Annotated in this window: 18 protein-coding genes; 10 read left to right on the top strand and 8 right to left on the bottom strand. The window is 67.1% G+C overall.

Annotated features, from left to right (window positions below; all coding sequences use genetic code 11):
* Positions 1-21: 21 nt before the first annotated feature.
* The 3 genes from B2X67_RS14575 (at position 22) to B2X67_RS14565 (ending at position 7,491) form a co-directional block, all read left to right on the top strand.
* Positions 22-5,904 (top strand): filamentous hemagglutinin N-terminal domain-containing protein, encoded by a 5,883-nt coding sequence (locus B2X67_RS14575; protein WP_286785936.1) that lies wholly within the window; start codon positions 22-24, stop codon positions 5,902-5,904.
* Positions 5,905-6,195: 291 nt separating this feature from the next.
* On the top strand, positions 6,196-6,432 hold the full coding sequence (locus B2X67_RS14570) for a hypothetical protein (RefSeq protein ID WP_090227195.1): 237 nt from the start codon (positions 6,196-6,198) through the stop codon (positions 6,430-6,432).
* 78 nt (positions 6,433-6,510) lie between these two features.
* Positions 6,511-7,491 carry an aldo/keto reductase gene (locus B2X67_RS14565; RefSeq protein ID WP_286785935.1) on the top strand — a complete coding sequence of 327 codons (981 nt, stop codon included), beginning with the start codon at positions 6,511-6,513 and terminating at the stop codon, positions 7,489-7,491.
* Between the two features lie 96 nt (positions 7,492-7,587).
* Here the strand turns inward: B2X67_RS14565 and B2X67_RS14560 are convergent, their stop codons facing one another.
* Entirely contained in the window at positions 7,588-8,496 is a 909-nt protein-coding gene (locus B2X67_RS14560) for a LysR substrate-binding domain-containing protein (protein WP_286785934.1), read from the bottom strand.
* A gap of 82 nt (positions 8,497-8,578) precedes the next feature.
* Here B2X67_RS14560 and B2X67_RS14555 point away from each other — a divergent pair, with 82 nt between their 5' ends.
* Complete coding sequence (locus tag B2X67_RS14555) at positions 8,579-9,781, top strand: MFS transporter (RefSeq protein WP_286785933.1); 1,203 nt, start codon at positions 8,579-8,581, stop codon at positions 9,779-9,781.
* The gene (locus tag B2X67_RS14550; protein WP_286785932.1) at positions 9,782-10,543 is read left to right on the top strand and encodes an SDR family oxidoreductase; all 762 of its coding nucleotides are present in this window, start codon (positions 9,782-9,784) and stop codon (positions 10,541-10,543) included.
* A gap of 61 nt (positions 10,544-10,604) precedes the next feature.
* On the opposite strand, the gene B2X67_RS14545 is transcribed toward B2X67_RS14550, so the two are convergent.
* Complete coding sequence (locus tag B2X67_RS14545; RefSeq protein ID WP_286785931.1) at positions 10,605-11,489, bottom strand: LysR family transcriptional regulator; 885 nt, start codon at positions 11,487-11,489, stop codon at positions 10,605-10,607.
* Between the two features lie 130 nt (positions 11,490-11,619).
* Between B2X67_RS14545 and B2X67_RS14540 the strand changes: the two genes are divergently transcribed.
* From B2X67_RS14540 to B2X67_RS14530, 3 genes are all read left to right on the top strand, one after another.
* Positions 11,620-12,390: an enoyl-CoA hydratase/isomerase family protein gene (locus B2X67_RS14540; protein ID WP_286785930.1), complete on the top strand. Its 771-nt coding sequence runs from the start codon at positions 11,620-11,622 to the stop codon at positions 12,388-12,390.
* A gap of 68 nt (positions 12,391-12,458) precedes the next feature.
* Positions 12,459-13,124, top strand: a complete 666-nt coding sequence (locus tag B2X67_RS14535; protein ID WP_286785929.1) for a peroxiredoxin-like family protein — start codon at positions 12,459-12,461, stop codon at positions 13,122-13,124.
* A gap of 44 nt (positions 13,125-13,168) precedes the next feature.
* Entirely contained in the window at positions 13,169-13,885 is a 717-nt protein-coding gene (locus B2X67_RS14530; protein WP_286785928.1) for an SDR family oxidoreductase, read from the top strand.
* A gap of 307 nt (positions 13,886-14,192) precedes the next feature.
* On the opposite strand, the gene B2X67_RS14525 is transcribed toward B2X67_RS14530, so the two are convergent.
* Together B2X67_RS14525 and B2X67_RS14520 are read right to left on the bottom strand one after the other, a co-directional pair.
* Complete coding sequence (locus B2X67_RS14525) at positions 14,193-14,975, bottom strand: SDR family oxidoreductase (RefSeq protein WP_286785927.1); 783 nt, start codon at positions 14,973-14,975, stop codon at positions 14,193-14,195.
* Positions 14,972-15,298, bottom strand: a complete 327-nt coding sequence (locus B2X67_RS14520; RefSeq protein WP_282342930.1) for a nuclear transport factor 2 family protein — start codon at positions 15,296-15,298, stop codon at positions 14,972-14,974. Before B2X67_RS14520 ends, B2X67_RS14525 begins: the two co-directional genes overlap by 4 nt.
* A gap of 101 nt (positions 15,299-15,399) precedes the next feature.
* Here B2X67_RS14520 and B2X67_RS14515 point away from each other — a divergent pair, with 101 nt between their 5' ends.
* Positions 15,400-16,293 carry a LysR family transcriptional regulator gene (locus B2X67_RS14515; protein ID WP_286785926.1) on the top strand — a complete coding sequence of 298 codons (894 nt, stop codon included), beginning with the start codon at positions 15,400-15,402 and terminating at the stop codon, positions 16,291-16,293.
* A gap of 194 nt (positions 16,294-16,487) precedes the next feature.
* Here B2X67_RS14515 and guaA read toward each other — a convergent pair whose 3' ends face one another.
* The 4 genes from guaA to B2X67_RS14495 form a co-directional block, all read right to left on the bottom strand.
* Positions 16,488-18,065: a glutamine-hydrolyzing GMP synthase gene (gene guaA / locus B2X67_RS14510; RefSeq protein WP_282343625.1), complete on the bottom strand. Its 1,578-nt coding sequence runs from the start codon at positions 18,063-18,065 to the stop codon at positions 16,488-16,490.
* Between the two features lie 150 nt (positions 18,066-18,215).
* Entirely contained in the window at positions 18,216-19,685 is a 1,470-nt protein-coding gene (guaB, locus tag B2X67_RS14505) for an IMP dehydrogenase (protein WP_090227159.1), read from the bottom strand.
* Positions 19,686-19,884: 199 nt separating this feature from the next.
* Positions 19,885-20,775 (bottom strand): alpha/beta fold hydrolase, encoded by an 891-nt coding sequence (locus B2X67_RS14500; RefSeq protein WP_286785925.1) that lies wholly within the window; start codon positions 20,773-20,775, stop codon positions 19,885-19,887.
* A 61-nt stretch (positions 20,776-20,836) separates the two neighbouring features.
* Positions 20,837-21,388 (bottom strand): sugar ABC transporter ATPase, encoded by a 552-nt coding sequence (locus tag B2X67_RS14495; protein WP_282343630.1) that lies wholly within the window; start codon positions 21,386-21,388, stop codon positions 20,837-20,839.
* 106 nt (positions 21,389-21,494) lie between these two features.
* Between B2X67_RS14495 and xseA the strand changes: the two genes are divergently transcribed.
* The coding region (xseA, locus tag B2X67_RS14490) for an exodeoxyribonuclease VII large subunit (RefSeq protein ID WP_286785924.1) at positions 21,495-22,293 on the top strand (799 nt) is incomplete at its 3' end.

Here is a 22,293-nt window from a genome sequence, read left to right as displayed (position 1 = left end):
CCATTCGAAGGATAAGTACTCATGTCACGCACAACCAAAAGTCATCCGTCCGTACTGACCGCGCTGTCGATCGCCCTCATCGGTGCCGGCTACGCCTCGTTCTCCCACGCCGCGCCGAGCGGTGAAACCGTGGTATCCGGCAGCGTCACCATCGACCGCAGCACGCTGAACCAGACGCTGATCAACCAGACCAGCGCCAAGGCGATCATCAACTGGCAGCAGTTCGATATCGATACCAACGAACTGGTCAAATTCGCCCAGGGCAGCCGCGACGCCGTCGTCCTCAACCGCGTGCTCGGCAACCAGGTCTCGAACCTCAAGGGCGCCCTGCAGGCCAACGGCAACGTCTTCCTGATCAACCCCAACGGCATCGTCTTCGGCGCCAACGCGCAGATCGACGTGGCCGGCCTGCTGGCCTCCACCCTCGACGTGGACAACACCGCCTTCCTCAACGGCAGCACGCTGAACTTCAGCGGCAACGCGCTGGGTTCGATCAAGAACCAGGGCGAGATCAAGCTCAACGCCACCGACGGCTTCGTCTACCTGGTGGCGCCGAAGGTCGACAACGCCGGGCAGATCATCGGTTACGGCATGGCCAACGTCGGCCAGGTCACCGTTGCCGCGGGGAACCGCTTCAACGTCGACCTGCAGGGCAACAAGCTGATCAACTTCAACGTTTCCGCCGATGCACTGGGCGCCGCCACCAGCGACGCGGACGCCCTCGGCGTCAGCAACAGCGGCAGCATCAAGGCGCAGACCGTCGTGCTCGCCGGCAACAGCGCCAGCGGCCTGATGTCCTCGGTGGTGAACAACAGCGGCGTGATCGAGGCCACCGGCCTGGACATCAGCGCCGCCAGCATCCAGCAGGCGTCCAGCGGCAACATCAACGTCAGCGGCACCGCCAGCCTCACCGCCACCGACAGCCTGACCACCGCCACCGGCAGCAGCACCCGCGCCGCCACCCTGAACCTGGCCGTCACCGCCGACGGCGCCTCCATCGGTGCCGAAGAGAACGCCCTCAGCGTCGACGCCGACGTGCTCAACGCGCACGCCGTCAACGGCCACGTGCTGGTCACCGACGTCAACGGCGGCGTCGCCCTCGGCGAAGTCAGCACCGGCGACAAGAGCAACACCGAACAGCGCCGCGTGATCATCACCGCGCAGAACGGCAGCATCACCTCCGCCGACAGCAGCAAGGTGAACATCACCGGCTGGTCGACCACCCTGCGTTCCGACGGCGCCATCGGCAGCGATGCCCAGGCGCTCAACACCCAGGTCGACGTGTTCAACGCCTCGACCCAGAACGGCGGCATCAACGTCGACAACACGCTCGGCCAGTTGCTGGTCGGCAACGTCACCGCCCGCGAAACCGTGACCGTCAACGGCCAGAGCACCTCGCTCGGCGCCATCGGCGATGCCAACGGCAAGGTCACCCTGTCCAACGGCGCCGCCGGCAGCAAGAACGTCAGCATCCGTTCGCAGGACAGCGTGTTCCTCACCGACGCCGTCTCCGCCACCAAGGACCTGACCATCACCTCCACCGACGGCGGCGTGTTCAGCGCGGCCGACGCGGTCACCCTGACCGGCAAGACGCTGACCCTGAACGCCGGCAAGAACGTCGGCGACGCCAGCCGCGCGCTGAACATCCAGAGCGAGACGCTGAACGCCAGCGCCGCCGACGGTGGCGTCTACCTCACCGAAAGCAACGGCCTGACCATCGGCAACATCCTCGCCGGCGGCGCCGGCCACGACGTCGCCGTGCGCGTCGCCCAGGGCAACGTCGCCCTCGGCAGCATCGCCGCCACCGGTAAGGTGAGCCTGTCCGCCGACAACGGCGCGATCACCGACAACAACGGTAGCGCGATGAACCTCAGCGGCAGCGAACTGACGATCAGCGCCAACAACGCCATCGGCACCGCCGCCAACGCCCTGGAAACCTCCGCCGACGCCATCACCGCCAGCACCAAGGTGGCCCAGGCCGGCATCTACCTGGCAAACGACAAGGCCCTCAATGCCCTCAGCCTGAGCACGCCGAACGGCGACGTGCAGGTCGGCATCGGCAGCGGCTCGCTGAGCCACAACCACAGCACCAACGCCCTGGCCCTGACCGACGCCAGCGGCCTCGACCTGTCCTTCACCAACAGCGCCGCCGGCATCCTGGTCAACGGCCTGGCCCTGGGTGCGGGCAACAGCCTGAACCTGGTCGCCGCCGGCAACATCACCAAGGGCAGCGGCAGCATCCTGGCGAAGAACGTCAACCTCGACGCCAGCGGTAGCATCGGTGGCGCCAGCGCCCTGCTGACCAAGGCCGAAGCGCTGAACCTGATCAGCCGCAACGGCACCATCAACGTCGACAACCAGTCCGCCAGCCTGCTGAACCTGACCGCCAGCGCCACCGGCAGCAGCGGCGCGGTGACCGTCAAGCAGACCGGCGATCTTCAGGTCAAATCGGTACGCGCGACCAACGCCGTGGCCCTGACCGCAGGCGGCGCCATCAGCTCCGCCGCGAGCAACGGCGCACCGGCGGTGACCGCCGCCTCGCTGAGCCTCTACGGCAGCGAGATCGGTTCGGCCAGCAAGGCCTTCAACAGCAGCGTCAGCGGCCCCGTCGCACTGACCAGCACCGGCGACCTGTACGTCCAGAACACCGGCGCGATCAGCCTGCTGTCGGCCAGCGCCACCGGCCGGATGGTGCTGAACAACAGCGGCGACGTGGTGCTCGGCACCCTGGAAGCCGGCGACTCCATCGCCTTCAAGGTCAGCGGCAACGTCACCGACGGCAATGGCGACGACGCCAACTTCGTCACCAGCGGTCTCACCGTCAACGCCAAGTCGTTTGGCACAAGCGGCGACAAGCTCGAACTGCACGTCGACAGCCTGGTGATCGATACCGCCAACGGCGGCATCTACGCGCGTCAGACCGGCGGCCAGCCGCTGGCCCTGATCAGCGCCACCACCGGCGGCAGCGGCAGCCACGTGGCCATCGACGCCGACGGCGACATCAACCTCGGCACCATCAATGCCGGCGGCAACAACGTCAGCCTCAGCGCTGCCGGCGCCATCGAAGATGCGCGCAACGGCAACAGCGCGGCCAACGTCAGCGCGCGTTCGCTGGACATCCGCGCACCGGGCGGCATCGGCAACAACGGCGACCTGGCACTGGACGTCAGTTTCCTCTCCGCGGCGGGCGGCAGCGGCGGCGTCAAGGCCTCCAACGCCGGCGCCATCGCGGTGGACAGCACCACGCTGACCGGCAAGGGCCTGAGCGAAATCTCGATCATCGCCACCAGCATCACCGTGCTGAACAACAACGGCGGCATCATCACCATGGACGGTGGCAAGCTGAGCATGACCGCCACCAACGGCAACATCGTGTTCATCAACCAGAAGGACACCATCTACCTGCCGGGTGGCGGCAGCATCAGCCTGACCGCGCTCTCCAAGTCGGAACTGGATGGCTACAACGGCGTCATCGTGGCCGGCAACCTGAAGACCGACAACGGCGACATCAGCCTCGTCGCCCAGTCGAACATCACCATCGGCATGCTCGACGCCGGCACCGGCGGCAACGTCAAGGTGGAGTCGCGCAAGGGCATCATCCTCGACGGCAACGGCACCGCGGCGAACATCCGTGGCAACCACGTCAGCCTCAGCGCCAGCACCCCGGCGCTGCGCGACGCCGAACTGAGCCGCGACACCGCCATCGCTGACTACTCGGCGAAGGTGGCCGAGGCCGCCGCCAAACTGCTGCAACTGGAAATCCTCCAGCAGCAGCTCAAGAGCTACGAGGCGATGGTCACCAGCGCCACGCTGCAGGACCAGCTGGCCGCACTGAACGAGTACCTCACCCAGGTCGCGGTCAACACCCAGCAGGCCACCGTGGACACCATGTCGGCGAAAGTCGACGCGCTGAACACCGCGCTCAACGCCGCCACCGTGGTGCGTAACGCCGCCGCGGTGATCGCCGGTGCCGCACAGGCCGTGCCGTTCTCCGGTGACGCCGGTGCCGACGCCGCCTTCGCCGTGGTCGACCTGGTGATGTCCGCCGCCTCCCTGGCGCTGGACAGCTACGAGCGCTACACCCTGGCGCCGGCCCAGGACACCCTCACCGAGCTGAACAACCAGCTCGATGTGGCGCAGGCCGCGGTGAACACCGCCGCGACCAACCTGGTGACCACCACCACCATCCGCGACACCACCCAGACCTCCCGGGACATGGCGGACCTGGCGGTGTTCAAGGCCAACGTGGCGCGCGATGCCAGCGAGCAGGTACGCAAGCAGGCGGTCAGCGCCTACGACCTGAACAAGGACATCGACAGCTCGGCCGACAAGCCGCTGGGGATCATCGCCAACCGCCTCGACGTCAACCAGGGCGGCACGCTGAACACCAGCCTGTACCTCAACTCCACCGGCACCCTCGGCCTGGGCGACATCAACGTAGCCAGCGGCAAGCAGATCATCGCCAGCACGCTGGGCAACCTGAACGTCGTCGGCAACGTGAAGAGCGACACCTTCATCGGGTTGAAGGCCAGCGGCGCCATCCAGGGTGCCGGCGGCACGCTGATCGCCCCGGACCTGTCGCTGCTCGCCGGCAACGGCATCGGCACCCAGCAGGGCGTCGCCACGCGGACCGAGCGTCTCGCAGCGGCCGGCGGCCACGACGGCGTCTCGATCAGCAACGCCAACGGCGGCAAGCTGCTCACCGTTTCCACCCAGGGCGCGGTAAGCGGCGTCTCCGGCGACGGCGACATCAGCCTCGACACGGACGGCTCGCTGGTGCTGGCCAATGCGATCAGCGACACCGGCCTGAGCCACACCGTCAGCCTGACCGCCGGCGGCAGCATCCGCGGCACCCAGGCGGCCGGTCTGCTGGACGTTTCCGCCCAGGGCCTGCAGGCCATCGCCGGCAGCGGCATCGGCCAGTCCGGCGATGCGCTGCAGGTGAAGCTGGAAAGCCTCTACGCCAACGGCGGCACGGGTGGCATCTACGTCAACAACCAGGGCACCCAGACCCTGGAACTGACGCCCACCTACGCCTCGCTGTTCCGCAGCATGAACCTGGTGTCCTACCCGGCGCTCAAGGCCACCGGCGGCGCCATCCAGGTGACCACCGCGGGCGATCTGCAGGTGAACGGCGGCGTCAGCCACACCGGCACCGGCGATGTGACCCTGAACGCGGCGGGCGACATCCAGCAGAGCGCGGCGATCAGCACCAACAATGGCGCGATCACGCTGAATGCCAACGGTGACGTGCAGCAGGATGCGGCGATCAACACCACCAAGGGCAACATCGTCATCAAGTCCGGCGGCGACGTACACCAGGCCGCGGCGATCGCCAGCGGTGCCGGTAGCGTGGCGATCAACGCCGGCGGCGACATCGATCAGGACAGCACCATCAGCACCAAGGGCCGCGGCGCCATCGCCCTCGTCAGCGGCGGCTCCATCGACATGGGCAACCTGGCGAAAACCACCTCGGACAGCGGCAACATCAGCTACTCCGCGAAGGACCGCCTGAGCATCGGCCAGATCGAAACCAGCTCCGCACGCAGCGGTGGCACGGTGACCTTCATCGCGCCGCAGATCCTCGATGCCATGCCCGGCGTGGGCAACGTCAAGGGCTGGGTGGTGGACGTCAAATCGCCGAGCACCAGCTCGGGTCTGATCAAGGACCTGGTGGGTGATCTCGGAGGTGCGGCGCAGGTCAACCAGGACGATCGACTGATCGGCGGCAACCTCACCGAGGACACCCGTCGGGCGATGGACAACCTGGTGCACACCGCGCTGCAGCCACGCAACCCGATGAGCACCCTGCTCGTCGCCGGCCCGCTGAATGCAGGCGAAATCCAGCCCGCCACCGGCTTCGAAGAGGACGGTAACGGCAACCTGGTGTTCGAAGCGAAGTAACCAGTACTGCAGGACCAGAGGCCGCCGGGGCAACCCGGCGGCCTTTTTCATGGGCGAAGGAATCTCGCCGCAAACGCCCACGCGCATCAGCCGCGCGCCCTTCTCGTGCAGAAGGCTCGGCGCCGGATCGCTGGATACGCGCCGCCGTGCGCCTCGCCCCCAGCTTCTGCACCGCTCAAAAAGCGCCCTGTTTCGCGTACCCTGTCCGCTGCGCCCAGGCATGCAGAGCACGGGCGTGCGGCCGCTGGGCGTGCCCCGCCGGCACTTATCCGATTGGAAAGGAGTCCGATGATGACCACACTCGCCTGGCTGTCCTGGCATGCGCTGACCGCGACGTTCTGGCTATGGATTCTCTGCTGGGGCGGTGCTCGCGTCGTCGAAGGCTGGACATCGTTCTGGCTGATCCACTGGATGGCGCCGAGCTGGAACGCCGAGCAGATCAGGCTCTATGCGCTGTGCATCCTGGTGTTCCAGGCCATATGGTTTCTCATCGGTCTGTTCAAGCCGGAACTGCGCCTATTCATCTAGGCCCCGGCGCCAGGCGACAGGCGCGACGAATACGCCACCGGCGGCCACAACGCCGCCCTCACCGATCAGGAGAATCGCATGGAGTACCACAAGCTCGGCCGCACCGGCCTCGACGTATCGCGGCTGTGCCTCGGCTGCATGACCTACGGCGTGCCCGACCGCGGCAGCCACCCCTGGACGCTCGACGAGGCGCAGAGCCGGCCGCTGATCCGCCAGGCCGTGGAGGCCGGGATCAACTTCTTCGACACCGCCAACATCTACTCGGACGGCACCTCGGAGGAGATCGTCGGCCGCGCGCTGAAGGAATTCACCCGCCGCGAAGAAGTGGTGATCGCCACCAAGGTCAACGGCCGCATGCACGCCGGCCCGAATGGCGCCGGGTTGAGCCGCAAGGCGATCATGCAGGAGATCGATAACTCGCTGCGCCGCCTGGGCACCGACTACGTCGACCTCTACCAAATCCACCGCTTCGACTATCAGGTGCCGATCGAGGAAACCCTGGAGGCGCTGCATGACGTGGTGAAGGCCGGCAAGGCCCGCTACATCGGGGCCTCGTCGATGTACGCCTGGCAGTTCGCCTCGATGCTGCACGTCGCCCGCGCCAATGGCTGGACCCGTTTCGCCACCATGCAGAATTACCTCAACCTGCTCTACCGCGAGGAAGAGCGCGAGATGCTGCCGCTGTGCCGGGCCGAGGGCATCGGTGTGATTCCGTGGAGCCCGATGGCGCGTGGCCGCCTCACGCGGCCATGGAACGAGACCAGCGAGCGCGCGGAAAGCGACCAGTTCGGCAAGTCGCTCTACGCCCATACCGCCGAGGCCGACCGCAAGGTGATCGAGGCGGTGGCGGCGGTCGCCGCGGCGCGCGGCGTACCCCCTGCGCAGGTGGCGCTGGCCTGGGTACTGGCAAAGCCCGGCGTCAGCGCCCCGATCATCGGCGCCTCGAAACCTCACCACCTCCCCGATGCGCTGGCCGCCCTGCAGCTGACGCTGAGCGAAGAAGAAATCGCCCAGCTCGAGGCGCCCTACGTGCCGCACGCCGTGGTCGGTTTCTCCTAATCGGCGAATCGGTCCGCTGCCGGGACCGTGCAACACCCGGCAGCGTCGACGAATAACCCTCACCGCTGAAGCCTTCGCCTGGTCGGGCGCCTTGAATCAGGGCGCCACGCCCGCGGGTCGCGAGGCTTCGCCCGCCAGCCAGTCGACGAAACCCGCGTACAGCTGAGCCGGATCGGCCTGGCGCGGGTAGATCGCCACGTAGCCTGTGCGCGGAACACGGATGTCCGGCAGCGGCATCATCAGGTTGCCGCGGGCGATGTCGATCTCCAGCATCGGCATCGGGCCGATGCCGATCCCCAGCCCATCCTCCAGCGCCTGGCGGGTCACGAAGAAGTGATCGAAGGTCTGCCGTGGCAACCCCGCCAGGTGCTGGAGCCCGGCCGCCTCCAGCCAGTTGTCCCAGTCGCCGGCCCTGGTCTCGCTGGCGAGCAGGTTGTGCCCCTCGATGTCGCCCGGCGCGTGGATCGGTCGCCGGGCAAAGAGCGCAGGGCTCATGATCAGCGTGTCGACGTCATCCAGCAGCGGCACGACGTGGTGTTGCGGCCAGAGGTCGTTCCGAGCGACGCCCCGCCGAATCGCCACGTCGACACCGCCGCGCATGTCCTCGACCACGCATGAAACGGTGGTGACGACGACTTCGACGTCTGGATGCTCGGCGTGGTAACGCTGCAGCCGGGGGATCAGCCAACGCATTGCCAGGCTGGTCGGAGCGCTGACCCGGAGTATCCGGCGCACCCCCGGCCGGCCGCAGGCACCCGCGGCGACCGCCAGGCGATCGAACGACAGGCCGACCTCCGCAGCGAAGGCGCGGGCCATCGGCGTGGCGACCATGCGGCGGCCTTCCTTGGTGAAGAGCTTTTCGCCCAACCAGCTTTCCAGCGTGGCGATCTGCTGGCTCACCGCGCCATGGGTGACACCGAGTTGCAGGGCCGCGTCGGCGTAGCTGCCCGTGCGAACGGCGGCTTCGAATGCGCGCAGCGCATTGAGGGGTGGGAGGCGGCGCATCTTTATTCCTTTAGAAAATCTAAAACTTATAGGTAAGAAGATATCGATTTTCAATTTTTTCTATCATATTTACCCTGATTGCATGAAGACGTCACTCAATCTCCGTGCAGCATCGACTTCATCCGCCGCCACGACGTCCAGGTCCCGCAGCCTGCTGGCCGCGTGCCTGACCCATGCGCTGCATGACGGTTACACGGACGGCCTCTATGCCTTCCTGCCGGTGTGGCAGGCACAGTTAGGCCTCTCCTACGCGGCGCTGGCCATGGTTCGCGCGCTCTACTACGGGACGATGGGCGGATTGCAGATTCCGGCCGACCGCGTGCTGCGCAACTGGTCGTCGCGGGCGACGCTGATTCTCTCGACCCTGCTGGCGTCGGCCGGCCTGCTTCTGATGGCGCTGCCGCTCGGCTTCGCCGGCCTGTGCGTCGGGCTGGTCGTGGCCGGTGTCGGGTCGAGCATCCAGCACCCGAGGGGCTCCATGCTGGTCACCGATACCTATGGCGCCGATTCACGATGGCCGCTGGGCATCTACAACTTCTCGGGCGATCTCGGAAAGGCGGTGCTGCCGGCGGTGGTCGCGCTGCTGCTGCCGCTTCTGGCATGGCGGCCGGTGCTGGCGTTGATGGCGGTGCTGGGCGTCGCGCTGGTGATCGCCCTGCTGGCCCTGGCACCCAATACGCGCGCGGCCCGCCATGCGCCCGCGCAGGCCAGGGCCGGGCGCAGCCGTGGTGGCTTCGGCATCCTGACGACGATAGGCGCGCTCGATACCGCCACACGCATGGGCTACCTGCTGTTCCTGCCCTTCCTGATCCATGCCCGCGGCGGCGACTCGCCGACGGTGGGCCTGGCGCTGGCGTTGCTGTTCCTCGGCGGCGCCTTCGGCAAATTCACCTTCAGCTGGCTCGGTGAGCAGGTAGGTGTCACCAGGTGCGTGGCGCTGGCCGAGACGGTCACGGCGCTGCTGATCATCGGGACGCTGTTCACCCCGCTGATCCCGACGCTCCTCCTGCTGCCGCTGCTGGGGATCGTGCTGAACGGCACCTCGTCGGTCCTCTACGGCACCGTCCCCGAGCTGTCCGATGGGGACACCGGGCGTGCCTTCGCCGTCTTCTACACCAGCGTGATCGGCTCCGGCGGCGTTGCACCGATCCTCTACGGCGCCATCGCCGATCACAGCAGCCAGACGGTCGGCCTGCTGGCCACCGCGGCAACCGCCGCCGCTGTCGTACCGCTGGTGCTTATCCTGAGCCGTTTCATTCCACAGCCCTCACGCGAAGGTGAATAAATGGAAAAGACCTCGGACACTCCTGTCATCCTGATTACCGGCGGAAGCCGTGGCGTAGGCGCGGCGACGGCCCGCCTCGCCGCCGAAAAGGGCTACGACGTCGCCATCAGTTACGCGTCCAACGAGGCCGCCGCCCTGGCCGTGGTGGCCGCTGTCGAAGCGGCGGGCCGCCAGGCGCTGGCGGTGCGCGCGGACAGCGCCGACCCCGCGCAGGTGACCGAACTGTTCGAGCGCATCGACCGGCGCTTCGGGCGCCTCGACGTGCTGGTGAACAACGCCGGCATCATCGCCAGGCAGTCCCGCCTGGAAGACCTCGGATTCGAGCGGATGCAGCGCATCTTCGCGGTCAATGCGATCGGCCCGATGCTCTGTGCGCAGCAGGCCGCCAGGCGCATGTCCCATCGCCACGGCGGACCGGGCGGCGTGGTGATCAACGTTTCATCGGCAGCGGCCAGGCTCGGCAGCCCGAACGAGTATGTCGACTACGCGGCCTCGAAGGGCGCGCTGGAGACCTTCACGATCGGCTTCGCCAAGGAGGTCGCACGGGAGGGAATCCGGGTCAACTGCGTCCGGCCGGGACACATCTACACCGAGATGCATGCCAGCGGCGGCGAACCCGGAAGGGTTGATCGCATCAAGGACAGCATCCCGATGGGACGCGGTGGCCAACCCGAAGAAGTGGCCCGCGCGATCCTCTGGCTGGCAAGCGCCGAAGCCTCCTTCGTGACGGGGACCTTCCTCGACGCCACCGGGGGCAAGTAGGCAGCGGCGTCGAGCCTTCGTCCCGCCCGCCAGGGCAAGCCGGCCAGCGCGCCAGCCCGGGTCAAGCGCCGTTTCGCATCACGCCTTCGACGAACTCGGCGAACGATCGGGCCTTGGCCGTGGCCAGGCGCCCGGTCGGGAAGACCGCCCACAGGTCGATGTCGGGAAGCGACCAGTTCTCCAGCAGCCGCAGTACCCGGCCATCGGCCAGTTCCGGCGCGAACATCCAGTCCGACGCGATGGCGAGGCCCAGGTCGGCAAGCACCGCCGCGCGGATGCCTTCGGCGGCGCTGAAACGCGCCCGGCCGCGCACCAGCACCGAGACTTCCGCGCCCTCGCGGGTGAAGTTCCACACATTGCCCGACTGACTGAACAGCACCGTTTCGTGATCGGCGAGGTCGGCGGGAACCCGCGGCACACCGGCTCGCGCGAGGTATCCGGTGGTGGCGAACACCGAGCGCGGCGAGGACGCCAGCTTGCGCGCAACGACGGCCGAGTCGGCCAATGCGCCCATCCGCAACGAGACGTCGATGCCTTCGGCGATCAGGTCGATCGTGCGGTCGTCCAGCACCACGTCCACCTCGAGATCAGGGTGCGCAGCGAGGAAGCGCGGCAAATGCGGGATGACGTGCAGGCGCGCGAAGGTGGGCGCCGCCGAAATGCGCAGCCGCCCGGAGAGACCGGTGCCCGCGCCGCGTGCGGCCAGTTCGGCCTCGTCCGCCTCCTGGATGGCGACCCGCGCGCGCTCGTAGAAGCGCACGCCGGCTTCCGTCGGCGTCAGCCCGTGGGTGGAGCGCAGAAGCAGCTTCACGCCCAGCCGCTGTTCCAGTTGCGCGACGGTCTTCGATACCGCCGGCTGCCCGACCTCCAGCACGCGGGCAGCGGCGGAGAAGGAGCCGGCCTCTACGACCCGCACGAACGCGGTCATCGCCAGCAAACGGTCCATTTCATTCCTTAAGGGAATAGGCGTTATCGCCTCATCATATCTGCCATTCCAGTCAGCGGACATCCAGAATCTCGATCACGGTATCTGGCGCTCCTGCCGAAACACCCTCACCTTGATAAAGGATTCCAGCATGCCCCGCTTCGACACTTACCAGAACGCCTATCCCAACGCCCGCCTGACCCGCTCCGCCGAAGGCGTGCTCGAAATCGCCCTGCACACCGAAGGCGGCAAGCTGGTCTTCGACGGCCACACCCATGAGCAGTTCGTCGACCTCTTCCACGACGTCGGCAGCGATCCCGACAACCGCGTGGTGATCCTCACCGGCAGCGGCGATGCCTTCATGGATGCGATCAGCCCCGAAGGCTTCGACTTCTTCACCCCGCGCGGCTACGACAAGATCTTCCGCGAGGGCAAGAAGGTGCTGATGAACCTCCTCGACATCGAGGTGCCGCTGATCGCCGCGCTCAACGGCCCGGTGCTGCTGCATTCGGAGTACGCACTGCTGGCCGACATCGTGCTGGCCACGCCGCAAACGGTGTTCCAGGACAAGCCGCATTTCGACTTCGGCATCGTCCCCGGCGACGGCGTCAACCTGCTGTGGCCGGAGGTCATCGGCAGCGTGCGCGGCCGCTACTTCATCCTGACCCGCCAGCAGCTCGATGCGCAGACCGCCAAGGACTGGGGCGCGGTGAACGAGATCGTGCCCGCCGACCGCCTGCTGGCGCGCGCCCATGAGATCGCCGGCGAACTGGCGAAGCTGCCGCCGCTGACCAGCCGCTACACCCGTATCGCCCTGACCCAGAAGCTGCGCCGGATCGTCGACGAAGGCGCCGGCTACGGCCTGGCGCTGGAGGGCATCAGCGCCGCCGAAGTGGCGCAGTCGATGAATCCGTCCGCCTGATCGTCACGGCAGGCGGACCTCGCCGCGGACCGCCTGCCGCTCCCCGTCCTTTTCCCGGAGAACGCCCCATGTCACTGCAAGACAGACTCGATGCCTTCAAGGCCGACTTCCATGCCGGCAAGCCGCCGTACAACGTGCCGCCCTCGGTCATCGACACCATGCAGCGCGCCACCGCCGAACTGATCGCCTCGGGCGCGGCGCAGAAGGCCCTGAAGGCGGGCAACCCGGCGCCCTCCTTCACCCTCGACGACCCGGACGGCCATCCCGTGTCGTCCGCCGACCTGCTGCGCGAAGGCCCGCTGGTGGTCACCTTCTACCGCGGCGTCTGGTGCCCCTACTGCAATCTGGAACTGCAGGCGCTGCAAGCCGCGCTGCCGGACATCCGCGCCGCAGGCGCCCGCGTGCTGGCCATCTCGCCGCAGGTGGCCGCCAACAGCCGCAAGTCGGTGCGCCAGAACGCCCTGGAATTCCCGATCCTGTCGGACCCGCACAACGACGTGGCCGCCGCGTTCGGTCTGCGCTTCGAGCTGCAGGATTATCTGGTCGAACTCTACAAGTCGTTGAAGAATGACCTGCCTGCGTTCAACGGGGATCCGAGCTGGACGCTGCCGATGCCGGCGCGCTACGTGATCGCACCGGACGGCACCATCGTCTATGCCGAGGTAAACCCCGACTACACGCGCCGCCCCGATCCGGCGGAAATGCTGCCGGCCATCCGCAAGGCCGCGCTCTGAATCACCCAATGCCGCTCGCCACGGGCGAGCGCGAAGGAGCACTCATGTCCCGTACCTTTCTCGTCACCGGTGCCAGCAAGGGCATCGGCCTTGCACTCTCGACGCGGCTCGCCGCCGCCGGCCACCACGTCGTCGGCCTCGCGCGCAACACGCCGGCGAGTTTTCCCGGCACCTTCGTCGCCGTCGACCTCGGCGATGACGATGCCACCCGCGCCGCGCTGAACGACATCGCCCAGCGCTTCTCGCTCGACGGCGTGGTGAACAACGTCGGCCTGGTCAATCCCGCGGCGCTGGCGGAGGTGGCCCTGCCCGCGCTGGACGACGTCATGCGCGTCAACCTGCACTCCGCGTTGCTGGCTACCCAGGCCGCATTGCCCGGCATGCAGGCGCGCGGCTGGGGCCGCATCGTCAACATCTCCAGCCTGACCGTGCTCGGCATGCCCCAGCGCACGGCTTACGCGGCGGCGAAGGCCGCATTGGTGAGCTTCACCCGCAGTTGGGGACTGGAGCTGGCCGGTAGCGGCATCACGGTCAACGCCGTGGCACCCGGCCCGACCGAAACCGAACTGTTCCGCGCCAACAACCCGCCGGGCAGCGAAGGTGAGCGGCGCTACCTGTCGGGCGTACCGATGGGACGCTTCGGCAAGCCGGACGAGATCGCCGCGACCATCGCCTTCCTGCTGTCGGACGACGCGGCCTTCATGACCGGGCAGACGCTGCACGTCGATGGCGGCGCGTCTCTCGGACGCGCCGCGTTCTGATGCAAAGCGACACGGCGTGTCCGTGAAGCGTCGCGCAGAAGCACGGTGCCCTGCCGCGATGGTCGGGCGCCGCGAAAGCCCACTCGATCGGCGACAGGCCTCACAACCCCATGGTCGGTCAGCGAGCCGACTCGATCGCTGAAAGCCTTCAGAGCCTGTTGGATCAACGTCCTTGCATCGATTGCGGTGAACCTGGCCGGCACTGAAAGCGCCAGCCGTACGTATCAGGCAGCTCGATAATCACAGCGGCCCTCGCCCGAAAGATCCGGACGAAGGATTCGCCCTCGTCAGCCTGTGGCGGCTGTTGCTACAGCGTGGGAACGGTGCCGCCGTCGATCCGGTACTCGGCCCCTGCGATCGAAGCGGATCGTGGGGACGCCAGGAAGGCGATTAAATCGGCAACCTCGTCGGGTTTGGTGGGTCGGCCCACGGGAATTCCGCCCAGCCAATCCATCACGATTTTCTTGCCACCCTCGTAGTCCGTTCCCGCCTCCGCGCCCATCCGCTCCGCGAACGCGACGGACGCTTCGGTCTCGATCCAGCCCGGTGCAACGCTCAACACGCGAATGCCTTTGGGCGTAACTTCGCGTGCCAGCGCCTTGCTGTAGGTGGTGAGGGCGCCCTTGGCCGCGGCGTAGGCGGTGGTGGACTCGGGCAGAGGCAACACGCGCTGGATCGAACTGACGTGGATGATGACGCCGGAGCCTTGCGCCAGCATCGAGGGCAGCAGCGCACGATCCAGGCGTACGGCGGGCATCAAATTCAGATTCAGCTCGGCGAACCAGTGTTCATCACTGATCGCAGCGAAACCGCCCCCTGGAGTGTTCGAACCGCCCAGCACGTTGATCAGGATGTCGACGCCGCCCCACGCCTGCAGGACGGCCTGGGCAAGGTGTTGGGTTCCCTCCGCCGTCGACAGGTCGGCAGCCACGTAGGTAACCCCCTCCACCGGTTGCGCTGGCACAGTGCGCGCGGAGGTCATCACCCGAGCGCCGGCCTCCGCAAGGGTCTTCACGACTGCAGCGCCAAGGCCCAGCGTGCCGCCGGTAACCACTGCACGCAGGCCGGTCAGACGAAGGTCGAAGCTCATACCGTGACCTCCAGCGAGGCGATCAGGCCGCGTTCCAGGCGAAAACGGTAAGACAGCACGATCGGGCTGCCAGGGAAGTTGCCGCTACAGTTGGCGCGGACGAGCTGGACTCCATCCTCCCTCTCGATGGCGAACGGCACGCTGGTCGCGCTGTACTTGGCCGATGCCTCGGCCATGAAGACCTTGATCGCGTCGATGCCCGTGTAGGTGTGGCCGTCATCCTTCATAACGGCCTGGGCCGTGAAGCACTGCCCCAGGGCTTCAGCGTCGTGTTCGGCCGCGAAGTACGCGGCAATCGGCTCGGGAAGGGTCAGGGCATTCATGTTTTGGCTCCATGGGGTCAGTGAGGGCCTCAGGATGCGCGCCGACGTGAAGTCAGTGAATGCCCTAGAATCTGGATAGGTTGTTTAGGAAAAAATACATAATGCGTGGATCCGACTTCGCCGAGCTGAAGGCCTTCGTCGCCATCGTGGAGCGCCAGAGCTTTGCCCGAGCTGCCGAGCATCTGGGCCTGTCGCCTTCGGCACTCAGCCAGACCATCCGTCAGCTCGAAGGCCGCATCGGGGCTCGCCTGCTGAATCGCACGACGCGAAGCGTGGCCCCCTCGGCCAGTGGCGAACTGCTGTACAAGCGCATCGCTCCGCTGTTTCGGGAGATGGCTGCAGCAGTCGCCGAGGCCAGCGAAGCGACGGGACAGATGAGCGGCACGCTGCGCATCAACACGCTGGGGATCGCAGCGAGAACCCTCATTGCGCCGCGGCTTTCACGCTTCCACCACGAACACCCCGATGTGGTTCTCGACATCGTGGTCGACGACGCGCTTTCCGATATCGTCGCGGGCCGCTTCGACGCGGGCATCCGCGTCGGTGGCCAGCTCGAGAAGGACATGGTTGCCGTCCGCCTCACGCCGGACCTGAACATGGTCGCCGTGGCGTCGCCGGACTACCTCGCGCGTCGAGGAACACCCAAGTCGCCTGCCGATCTGCATGGCCATGCCTGCATCAACTGGCGGCTGCAAATGGATGGCAGGCACTACCGCTGGGAGTTCGAGAAACGAGGGCAACGACTCGAAGTGGCGGTGGACGGCCCCGTCGTCACCAATCACGCCGACATCGGCATCGCGGCCGCGCTGAACGGGCTCGGCATCGCCTATCACTTCGAGCGGGATGGCGTGGGCGAACTCCTGGCCCAGGGACGGCTGGTACAGGTCCTGGCGGACTGGTCGATTTCACGCCCGGGGCTGTTCCTCTACTACCCGAGCAGGCAGCATCGACCCGCCCTGCTCGGCGCGTTCATCGACTGCCTGCTGGATCTCTAGGCCCTGAGAAGAACCGGGGATTGAGCGTGGCATGGCATCGGATGCAGTAGTCCCCCGTGCCACGCCATAAAAAACCATGCTTGGCGATGCAGAACGCTACCTGAACTTGCCAGACCCAAAACGCCAAAAGCCCGCGATTTACGCGGGCTTCAGGGCTTTTTACCAGATCGTGCCGGGCAGTGCCGGACGCGGGATCATTCCCACTCGATGGTCGCTGGCGGCTTGCTCGAGACGTCGTAGGTGACCCGCGAGATGCCGTCGATCTCGTTGATGATGCGGCCGCTGACGGTTTCCAGCAGTTCGTAGGGCAGGTGCGCCCAGCGGGCGGTCATGAAGTCGATGGTTTCCACCGCGCGCAACGCGACGACCCAGGCGTAGCGGCGACCGTCGCCGACCACGCCGACCGATTTCACGGGCTGGAACACCACGAAGGCCTGGCTGACCTTGTGATACCAGTCGGCCTTGCGCAGCTCTTCGATGAAGATGTGGTCGGCGCGGCGCAGCAGGTCGGCGTATTCCTTCTTCACTTCGCCGAGGATGCGCACGCCCAGGCCCGGACCGGGGAACGGGTGCCGGTAGACCATGTCGTAGGGCAGGCCGAGTTCCAGGCCGAGGCGACGCACTTCGTCCTTGAACAGTTCGCGCAGCGGCTCGACCAGCTTGAGGTTCATCTCTTCCGGCAGGCCACCCACGTTGTGGTGCGACTTGATCACGTGGGCCTTGCCGCTCTTGGCGCCCGCCGACTCGATCACGTCGGGGTAGATGGTGCCCTGGGCCAGGTACTTGATGTTGTGCAGCTTGCTCGACTCGGCATCGAACACGTCGATGAAGGTGCGGCCGATGATCTTGCGCTTCTTCTCCGGGTCGGCTTCACCGGCGAGGTTGGCGAGGAACTGGTCCTCGGCGTTGGCGCGGATCACCTTGACGCCCATGTTCTCGGCGAACATGGCCATCACCTGCTCGCCTTCGTGCAGGCGCAGCAGGCCGTTGTCGACGAACACGCAGGTCAGCTGGTCGCCGATGGCCTTGTGCAGCAGCGCGGCGACCACCGAGGAGTCGACCCCGCCGGACAGGCCGAGCAGCACGTTGTCGGTGCCGACCTGGGCGCGCACCTGGGCGATGGCGTCCTCGGCGATCTTCGACGGCGTCCACAGCGCCTCGCACTCGCAGATGTCGAGGATGAAGCGCGACAGGATGCGACCGCCCTGCTTGGTGTGGGTCACTTCCGGGTGGAACTGCACGCCGTAGTAACGGCGCTCGTCGCTGAACATGCCGGCGATAGGGCAACTCGGGGTACTGGCCAGGATGTGGAAGTCTTCCGGCATCCGGGTGACCTTGTCACCGTGGCTCATCCACACATCGAGACCGAGCACGCCATCGGCGTCGACGTGGTCTTCGATGCCGTCCAGCAGGCGGCTCTTGCCGACCACGTCGACGCGCGCATAGCCGAATTCACGCAGGTCGGAACCCTCGACCTTGCCGCCCATCTGCTCGGCCATGGTCTGCATGCCGTAGCAGATACCGAATACCGGCACGCCGAGGTCGAACACCGCCTGCGGGCAGCGCGGGCTGTCGGCCTCGTGCACCGACTCCGGCCCGCCGGCGAGGATCACGCCCCTGGGCGCGAATTCACGGATCGCCTCATCGTCCATGTCGAACGGATGAAGTTCGCAGTACACGCCGATTTCGCGCACGCGACGGGCGATCAGCTGGGTGTACTGCGAGCCGAAGTCGAGGATCAGGATGCGGTGAGCGTGAATGTCGAGGGACATGATTCGGTCTCGCTTGAAAGGGTTCGGAAACAGTCTTGATTCAGAAACAACACGGGGCTGAATGGAACAGCCCCGTGCTTTCAGCCTTTTCTCGAAGCGATTGCCGCGCCGCGAAGCCGAAAGAGGACGCGCGGCGGCGGCAAATCGATTTCAACCTACCCGGTAGTTCGGCGCTTCCTTGGTGATCTGCACGTCGTGCACGTGCGACTCGGCCATGCCGGCGCCGGTGATGCGCACGAACTCCGGCTTGGTGCGCATCTCTTCGATGTCGGCGCTGCCGGTGTAACCCATGGACGCACGCAGGCCGCCCATCAGCTGGTGGATGATCGCGCTCAGCGGGCCCTTATACGGCACCCGGCCTTCGATGCCTTCAGGGACCAGCTTCTCGGCGCCGGCGGAGGAATCCTGGAAGTAGCGGTCCGAGGAACCCTGGGCCTGGGACATGGCGCCCAGCGAGCCCATGCCGCGGTAGGCCTTGTAAGAGCGGCCCTGGAACAGCTCGACTTCGCCCGGCGCTTCTTCGGTGCCGGCGAACATCGAGCCCATCATCACGCAGTTGGCACCGGCGACGATGGCCTTGGACAGGTCGCCGGAGAAGCGGATGCCACCGTCGGCGATCAGCGGAACGCCGGTGCCTTCGAGGGCCGCAGCGACGTTGGAGACGGCGCTGATCTGCGGTACGCCGATGCCGGTGACGATCCGCGTGGTGCAGATCGAGCCCGGGCCGATGCCGACCTTGACGGCATCCGCGCCGGCTTCAGCGAGGGCCTTGGCGGCGGCGCCGGTGGCGATGTTGCCGCCGATCACCTGGACCTGCGGGTAGGTCTGCTTGACCCAGCGCACGCGCTCGATCACGCCCTTGGAATGGCCGTGGGCGGTGTCCACCACCACCACGTCGACGCCGGCGGCGACCAGTGCGGCGACGCGCTCGGCGGTATCGGCACCGGTGCCGACCGCGGCGCCGACGCGCAGGCTGCCGGCGTCGTCCTTGCTGGCGAACGGGTAGGCCTTGGCTTTCTCGATGTCCTTGACGGTCATCATGCCCTTGAGGGCGAAGGCTTCATCGACGATCAGCACCTTCTCGATGCGATGCTTGTGCAGCAGCTCGCGCACAGTGTTCTTGTCGGCGCCTTCGCGCACCGTGACCAGGCGTTCCTTGGGCGTCATCACTTCACGGACGCGGGCGTCCATGCGGTTCTCGAAACGCACGTCACGCGAGGTGACGATGCCGACCAGATCGCCATCGGACAGCACCGGCACGCCGGAGATGTTGTGCATGCGGGTCAGCTCGAACAGGTCGCGCACGCTGGCGTCGGCCTCGATGGTGATCGGGTCCTTCACCACGCCGGCCTCGAAGCGCTTGACCTTGCGGACTTCGCCGGCCTGCTGCTCGATGCTCATGTTCTTGTGGATGATGCCGATGCCGCCTTCCTGGGCCATGGCGATGGCCAGGCGCGATTCGGTGACGGTGTCCATGGCCGCGGAGATCAGCGGGATGTTCAGCTCGATACCACGGGTCAGACGGGTCTTGAGGCTGACATCTTTCGGCAAAACCTCGGAATAACCGGGGATCAGGAGGACATCGTCGAAAGTCAGGGCTTCTTGGCTGATGCGCAGCATGGCGGGGGCTCCCAGGCGGGAAAAAGGAAGCGCGGCATTATACCTAGCCGCACGCGGCGTCTCAATGCGATTTCGCGGGCGGTTGCGGCGATGCGGAACGTCCCCCGACCCTTGGCGGCGATCGATCAACCCCGCACGCACACCCCGAAGGCGGATTACCGCGAAAAGACCTCCAGCCTGGGCCGAGCGCCGGCTTCCGTCAGGCCAGGCCGAGCCGCTGCAGGATCGCCCCGGCGAATGCCTGCGGTTGTTCCTGGGGAATGTTGTGGCCGCAGTCGGCGATCGCCTCGTAGTGGTAGGCGGCGCCGAAATGCGCGGCCTCCAGCGCGCCGCCGCGCAAGCTGGAAACACCGTCGTCGCCACCGGCCAGCACCGTGGTCGGCACCTCGATGCGCGGCTGCGCCTGCAAGGCCCGCTCGCTGTCCTCGTAGGCCGGGTCGCCCTCCGCCAGACCGTAGCGGTGGCGGTAGGAATGGATCACCACCTCGACGAAATCCGGGTTGTCGAAGGCCGCCGCGCTGCGCTCGAAGGTGGCCGCATCGAAGCGCCAGGTCGGCGACCACAGCTCCCAGAGCAGTCGGCACAGCGCCTGGCGATTGGCCGCAAGGCCGGCGCGGCCGCGTTCGCTGTGGAAGTAGTACTGGTACCAGTAGCGCCACTCGGCCTGTGGATCGGCAGGTTGCGACGCGGCGGCGATGTCCTGGATCGGATAGCCGTCGGCGATCACCAGCGCGGCCACCCGTTGCGGCCAGAGCGCGGCGACGATCCCCGCGGCGCGCCCACCCCAGTCGTAGCCGGCGAGCAGCGCGCGGGAAATGCCCAGCGCATCGAGGAACGCCAGCAGGTCGTGGCCGAGCGCCGCCTGCTGCCCGGAGCGCGGGGTGTGTCGGGAGACGAAACGCGTCGGTCCGTAGCCACGCAGGTAGGGCACCAGCACCCGGCAGCCATGCCCGGCGAGGACCGGCGCGACCTCGTCGTAGGCGTGGATGTCGTAGGGGAAGCCGTGCAGCAGCACCACGGGCGTGCCCTGCTCCGGGCCGTGCGCCTCGTAGGCGACGTCCAGAACCCCGGCGCGGACGGTAGCGGTCATGCGGCGCTCCTGCTGTTCGAGTGACTTCTCAGTAGAAGCGCCCGGCAGGATTCGGTTCCCCTCAGCCGTCGACCCGCACCAGCGCCACCGGAAAGCCGAGCCGCTCGCCGAACTGCTCGAGGAAACCGGGACGAAATTGCGCCTCGGCCCAGCCGTTGAAGATGAAGCCCAGGTTGGAAAACGCGCACGGCTGGAGGAACAGGAAGTTGTTGATCTCGTCCTCGTAATGGCATTCCGGACAGGTGAAATGGTCGGTCTCGCCGGGCATCCACTCGTCCAGCGAGTCGAACAGCGCCTCGCCGATTTCCTGGCGGCATTCCGGGCAGCCGGCCTCCTCCCTGAAGCCACGGGTCGGCGTATAGATGCAGCGCCGGGTGACGACTTCCAGGCCGTTTGCCGGCAGGCCGAACGGCAGCCGCTCGGGATGCTCGACCACCCGCCGCGCGCCCTCGCCGATGGCATAGGCCATGCGCGCGCCACCCAGCCCGCAGGTGGTCGGCAGCTCGGCCACCACGTCCAGGCGGACCAGCCAGCGCAAAATCGCCCAGGCCTTCGTCTCGTGACCGGGAAAGGTGGAAATACGCGGGACGATGATCGCCTGGTTGTCGCTCATGAACGGGCTCGGCTGGGCACGACGGGGCGAAACTATATCACCCGGGCCCTCCGCATCCGTCCGCCGGGAGTTTCTGCGCGGCGGCCGTGGCGCTTATCATGCCGGCATGCGCAAAGACTCCTTCGAACGACTCGGCCTCGACCGCGACATCCTCACCGTCACCCAACTCAACGGCCGCGCGCGGCTGCTGCTGGAGGACGTGTTCGCCCAGGTCTGGGTCGAGGGCGAGATTTCCAACCTCGCCAAACCGGCCTCCGGGCACCTCTATTTCACCCTCAAGGACAGCACCGCCCAGGTGCGTTGCGCGCTGTTCCGGCAGAACGCCCTGCGCGTGCGCCAGGCCCTGCGCGACGGCCTGGCGGTACGCGTGCGCGGCAAGGTCTCGCTGTTCGAGGGGCGCGGCGACTATCAGTTGATCCTCGACTCCGTCGAGCCCGCCGGCGACGGCGCGCTGCGCCTGGCCTTCGAGGCGCTGAAAGGCAAGCTCGGCGACGAGGGCTTGTTCGCCGCCGAACGCAAGGTCGCCCTGCCCGCCCACCCGCAACGCATCGGCATCGTCAGTTCGCCGACCGGCGCGGTGATCCGCGACATCATCAGCGTGTTCCGCCGCCGCGCGCCGCAGGTCGCCTTGACCCTGGTGCCCACCGCCGTGCAGGGGCGAGAGGCCACGGCGCAGATCGTGCGTGCGCTGCAACTGGCCGACGCCCAGGGTTTCGACGCGCTGATCCTGGCCCGCGGCGGCGGCTCGCTGGAGGACCTCTGGTGCTTCAACGAGGAAGCCGTGGCGCGCGCCATCGACGCCTGCGTGACGCCGATCGTCAGCGCCGTCGGTCACGAGACCGACGTGTCGATCGCCGACTTCGTCGCCGACGTGCGCGCGCCGACGCCTTCAGCCGCCGCCGAAC

This window comes from Pseudomonas sp. UBA3153 (assembly GCF_002364635.1).
Taxonomy (GTDB): domain Bacteria; phylum Pseudomonadota; class Gammaproteobacteria; order Pseudomonadales; family Pseudomonadaceae; genus Pseudomonas_O; species Pseudomonas_O kuykendallii.
Note: the sequence above shows the minus strand (reverse complement) of the source record. Positions and strands in the feature narration are given on the sequence as shown.